Source organism: Streptomyces sp. NPDC001415 (assembly GCF_053597395.1).
Genome location: NZ_JBSFIE010000074.1, coordinates 1 through 4,997, shown reverse-complemented (window position 1 = coordinate 4,997; position 4,997 = coordinate 1). Strand labels below are relative to the sequence as shown.

The following is a 4,997-nucleotide window of genomic DNA, read 5'->3' as shown; positions in this document are numbered from 1 at the left end:
CCGTCATGGGGGTCCCCCTGGCCCTTAAGGCCTTGGGGGAGTTTGAGGACGAGCGCCCTTAAGGCGCGAACGGGGTCTGGGGCGGAGCCCCAGGAAACGGTCTCAGTCGGCCCCACCCACCCCCGGCGGGTTTCGGGAAGGGGTGGGGTGGGGCATCCCGGGGTCTGGGGCGGAGCCCCAGGAGTCGACGGGACGCACCGAACCCCCAACCCCCCTGGCAGGGCCGGGGGTTAGCCCCACCCGGGACGGGTAGGTGGCCGGATCGCCCCCACCCACCCCCTCCGGAAATGCTGGGCCCAGCAAACACCCCAGCCCCCGGAGGAGTCCGCACGTGCGTGAGCAGGCATCACCCAGGCCCGGCCAGAACCCCGGCCAGAACAGAGCGCGGCAGCGGATCACGAGGCGCGGAGTGGCCGCCGCAGCCGCCCTGGCCGCCGGCATCATGACGCTGACCGCCTTCACCCCGCCCCCGGCGTCACCCCCCGCGCCGGCGGCGCCCCAAATCCAGCGGAGCCTCAACAGCCTGGTCACAAGCAACGGCTTCCCCGCAGCCCTGGCCGCCATCCAGGACCGTAAAGGCGGCCACACCCGTAACTACACGGCAGGCGTCGCCGACCGAACCACCAAGGCGAAGGTCCCGGTCGACGGCCAGGTCAGAATCGGCAGCAACACCAAAACCTTCACGGCCGTGGTCGTCCTCCAGCTCGTGGGCGAGGGCAGGGTCAGCCTCGACGCCATGATCGACACCTATCTGCCCGGGCTCGTACGCGGCGACGGCATCGACGGAAGCCACATCACCGTCCGCGAACTCCTCCAGCAGACCAGCGGACTCCCCAGCTACACCGACGACGAGGACCTGGAGCCCCGCTACTACGAACCCCGCGACCTGCTGGACCGGGCCCTCAAGCACAAGGCGGACTTCGCCCCCGGCGAGAAGTGGGGGTACAGCAACACGAATTACGTGGTGGCGGGCCTGATCGTCCAGCGGGTGACCGGCCGCCCCCTCGCCGCGGAGATAGACCGGCGCATCATCAAGAAGATCGGCCTGCGGCACACGTACTTCCCCGCCCCCGGCGACCCGACGATCCGCGAGCCGCACCCCCAGGGGTACTACCAGGATGCGGCGGGCGCGCCCCTGCGGGACGTCACGGAGATGGACCCGTCCTGGGCCGGAGCGGCAGGCCAGCTGATCTCCACGAACTCCGACCTGAACCGCTTCTTCAGCGCCCTCCTGGAAGACGGCCGCCTCCTGCCTGCGGCCCAGCTCAAGGAGATGCGGACGACCGTCCCCGCCGGAGCCCCGTTCGGCCCCAACACCCGTTACGGGCTTGGCCTGTTGAGCACCCCGCTGTCATGCGGCGGCGTCTACTGGGGCCACGGCGGCAGCTTCCCGGGCTACGAAACCCGGGGCGGCGCCACGGACAAGGGCCGCGCCGCGAACGTGGCGGTAACCCTCCAGCCGACCGACCCCAAGGCGATGCCCCGAGTAGAGGCCCTGGTGGACAAGGCTCTGTGCAGCGCCGGGTAGGCATGCCCTGGGCGGCGACCAGCTTGTCGCCGAGGTCCGGCCGATGCAGCCAGTACGCCTGGAGCCAGGTGCCCGCGTTCATGAAGTGCCGCGGGGCGCGCGTCCGCATCGACCAAACGCCTGTGGCTCAAACCGCTACCAGGGCCTTGGCTCGGAGGAAGATGTCGTCATCGTCCAACTCCACGGACGCCGCCTCGATATCGGTCACGATCCGCTGCAGAACCTTCGCCCACTCGCTGACGAATACTTGTGTGCTGACCACCGAATCGCCCCGCTCGGCCAGCAGTGACTCGTAGTTCCCGAGCGTGCTGTGCCAGCGCGCCTGAATTCTCAGCGAATCGCCCTCGCGGACGATTCGCCATTCGGCCGAGAATGTGTCGGATCCCCAGAAGACCTCGGTTTCCGAGAATTCCGGCCGCTGAATTTCCTCAAGGAGGGGCACCAGGTCGTCGAGAAGGGCGGCGAGGTCATAGCCGTAAGCAAGCCGGACCGGCACCAGGTTCCAGACGAGGATGGCATCCTCGGCCTCGGAGGAGTAAATCTCGCCGACGGCGTCAGCCATGTCGGCGGCGGATTCACACTTCCGAACGGTCGGGCAACCTGCCTGGATCGAGAAACTCATCGTCGTTCCTATCGCGTGGTCGGGTAAGCGTGCACCTTGCCGTTGGGGTACACCTTGACAAAGAGGGCATTCGGCGTTCGCGTCGTACCGTCAGGCATGTACTCGATGCAGTGATGACCCTTGGGAAGCTTGAAGAATCCAGTCTTTCCGGGCCCCAGCTCGGCTGCGCGCTCCGTAGCGTAGTGGACATCCGCCGGCGACCCGAACTTTCCTTGCGGCTTGGCTTCCTTACTCGCACGGGCCGGTCCTTCGGTCCAGTCGATTCCGTGTTTTGCGCCCTTGAGTAGGGGTGCCTCCGGTTTGTATTTCTGACCATTGACTTCAATGCCACGCCCGACCGCGTCGATTTGCTTCTTCCTGCTGAGCCCGTCCAGTTCACTCTGGCTCTTCATGAAGTCGGCCTGCTGGGCCTCGGTAACCGGGTGTGGGTTCTCGGGAGAGCCCAGGGGATGGTGGTTGACCGGGTTCTCGTGCCCGCCTCCACCGCTTCCGGCGCCCTCATCGCCGCCGTGTCCCGGCGTACCACCGTGATCGCTGCCCCCATGGGGCGGCTGACCGGGGCCCGGGCCGGTGGGAGTGTGGGGTACGCCGGAGCCCTGGCCGTGACCGGAGCCCGGGGTTTCGTGGTGACCACCCGTCGCCGGGCCAGCGTTGTGCGACGGCCCGCCCGGGGTTTCGTGACTGGCGGAGGGGCCGAGGTCGTGGGCGGTGCCGCTGGGTGTGCGAACCGGGTCGTGGGCGGTGCTGCCGGGTGTGCGGGCGGGGTCGTGGGCTCCGGCCATGGCCGGTTCCTTCACATCCGCACCGACCCGCACCGGCTCATCCACGTGCGGCAGTGAACTCTTGAGGCGGGTGATGTCGTCGGCGCTGAGTTCGACCTTGGCCGGCGATACGGTGCCGTCCGGTTTGTAGACCTTGCCGTCGTCGAGGTTGAGGCGGCTGCCGCCGGGCCATTCGATGTAGTTGCCCTTGACGACGGGGACGTCGGGGTTTTTGAGGTGGGTGCCGTCGAGGTTGAAGCGGCCGCCGTCGGCGAGGACGTTGGTGTAGGCGCCGGAGGTGACGTTTTTGAGGCTGCCGAAGAGGTCGCCGACTTTGATGATGCCGAATTTGCCGGCTTTGGCGACGTAGGTCATGGGGTCGACGATTTTGGCGACCTTGCCGGTGACGGAGAGGACCTTGGCGACGGCGCCGCCCTTGGCCGCGCTTCCGGCGCCGCCGGTGAAGACGGTGGTCAGGACGTTGAAGGTGACGCCGCCGGCGGCGCGGGCCGGATTTTTGCCCCATTCGTCCCAGGCGACGAGGGCTTTGCCGGTCTCCTTCATCGCGGTACGCGAGTCGCGGAGCCAGCTGGGCATGTCCTTGTCGGGGGTGGCCCAGAACGCCGCCGCGAACGGGGTGGAGGAGATCGCCAGACCCGTGGCCAGCTTCGCCAAGCCGGTCCAGGCCTGCCCCGCCTTGTCCCAGCCGTCGGTGCCGACGAGGGTGCCCAGGCCCTTGATGGTGCCCCAGATCCCGTCGACGATGAACCCGTCCCACACGAAGCTTTTGACCTGGTGCCAGGCCCAGGCCAGACCCGTGTACTCGCGTTCCGCGTGGCCGCCCCACGGAGTCTCCTCGGCGTGCTGGAGAGCGTCCGCGGAGTATCCGTACATGCCGGGTTTGTGGCTGCCGTCGTCCACGGTGAGCTTGCTGCCGCCGACCAGCGCGGTGATCTTGTCGTGGCAGGCGCGTTCGGCGTCGGTGAACGCGGAGACGGTCGCGCCGACGTCGCTCATCAGGCGTTCGTTGTGGTCGATCTTCTTCTGGTCGCGCCGCCAGTGCTCGTCCCCGGCGATGCTGTCGGTGAACGCGAAGGCTTCGGTGCGCAGGCTCTTCAACTTGTCGACCAGCGGCCGGACCGTGGTCTCGTACTCGGTCAGCGCCGCGGCCGCCTTCTCCAGATCGTCCGCGAAATTGTCCGCCTTCGTCTTCACCGGAAGCGTGGTCGCGAACAGCTGGTCGGCCTCGGGGGCCCGGTAGCAGGCGGACAGGCCCTGGAACTCCTGGTGGACGTTGGACCCGCCGTCCCGGAACTCACCCGCCTGCTTGGTCAGCGCCGCCGCATCCTTGGTCAGCTGCTCCAGGTTGCCGGTGAACATCGGGATACCGGCCGGCTCGATGACATCCTTGTCGCTCACTTGCCCGCCCCCGCCTGGTCGCCCGGCTTCTCGACCGGCTTGCCGTCCGCCCCGACCTCCTGGCCCTTGTCGTTGATGACGGGCTCCTTGACGGCCTGCTTCTGCTTGTTCGCCGCCATGTCCAGATCACCCTTGGCATACTCCGTCGTCGCGTCGTAGGCGCCGTTGAGGGAGTGCTCGGTGCGCACGGCGATGTAGCCGAGTTCTTGTGCTTTGTGCTGCATGAATTCGCCGAGTGCGCCGCCGACCGGGCCGATGGGGGCCTCGCCGCAGTACGGGCCGGAGATCGTGCCCGCCGAGGTGGCCGCCGATTTCAGGCTTTCCTGCATCGCTGTTCCGGCCTTCGACATGGCCTCGGCCGCGGTGGCCGTCTTCTTCAACACGCCCGAAACCCCGGACGGTTTGATGTCCCAAGCCGACACGAAATCTCCCCCGTTCCCTGCCTGCTGCTCAACTGCCGTGCGGGTGCAGCGAGTTGCAGTACTCGCTGCACCAGCGGCACCTGCCGCGCGTGCTGTCCTTACTGTCCTTGCTTACGTGGCGTGGCTCAGCCGATGGCGTCGACGGCGGCCTTCGCCTTGGCCAGCGTGGACTGGGCGGTGCCGTCGTTGAGTTCGAGGGTGCCGCGGACGAGGCGGATGATTTCGCGGACTTCGGTGGCGGCCTT

4 protein-coding genes are annotated in these 4,997 nt (G+C 67.9%); 1 reads left to right on the top strand and 3 read right to left on the bottom strand.

Annotated features, from left to right (window positions below; genetic code table 11):
- Positions 1-409: 409 nt before the first annotated feature.
- Positions 410-1,528, top strand: coding sequence for a serine hydrolase domain-containing protein (locus tag ACWC2B_RS37965; protein WP_450724907.1), 1,119 nt, complete (start codon positions 410-412; stop codon positions 1,526-1,528).
- A gap of 127 nt (positions 1,529-1,655) precedes the next feature.
- On the opposite strand, the gene ACWC2B_RS37960 is transcribed toward ACWC2B_RS37965, so the two are convergent.
- From ACWC2B_RS37960 to ACWC2B_RS37950, 3 genes are read right to left on the bottom strand one after another with little or no spacing between them, the layout of a single operon-like run.
- Positions 1,656-2,150: a hypothetical protein gene (locus ACWC2B_RS37960; protein ID WP_450724905.1), complete on the bottom strand. Its 495-nt coding sequence runs from the start codon at positions 2,148-2,150 to the stop codon at positions 1,656-1,658.
- Between the two features lie 8 nt (positions 2,151-2,158).
- Positions 2,159-4,330, bottom strand: a complete 2,172-nt coding sequence (locus ACWC2B_RS37955) for a hypothetical protein (protein ID WP_450724903.1) — start codon at positions 4,328-4,330, stop codon at positions 2,159-2,161.
- Positions 4,327-4,752: a DUF6507 family protein gene (locus ACWC2B_RS37950; RefSeq protein WP_450724901.1), complete on the bottom strand. Its 426-nt coding sequence runs from the start codon at positions 4,750-4,752 to the stop codon at positions 4,327-4,329. The genes ACWC2B_RS37955 and ACWC2B_RS37950 overlap by 4 nt, the downstream gene beginning before the upstream one ends.
- Between the last annotated feature and the right edge of the window lie 245 nt (positions 4,753-4,997).

What these genes read in the sequence shown, in the direction of transcription:
- ACWC2B_RS37960 (WP_450724905.1), bottom strand. Translation starts at nt 2,150, where the DNA reads ATGAGTTTCTCGATCCAGGCAGGTTGCCCGACCGTTCGGAAGTGTGAA.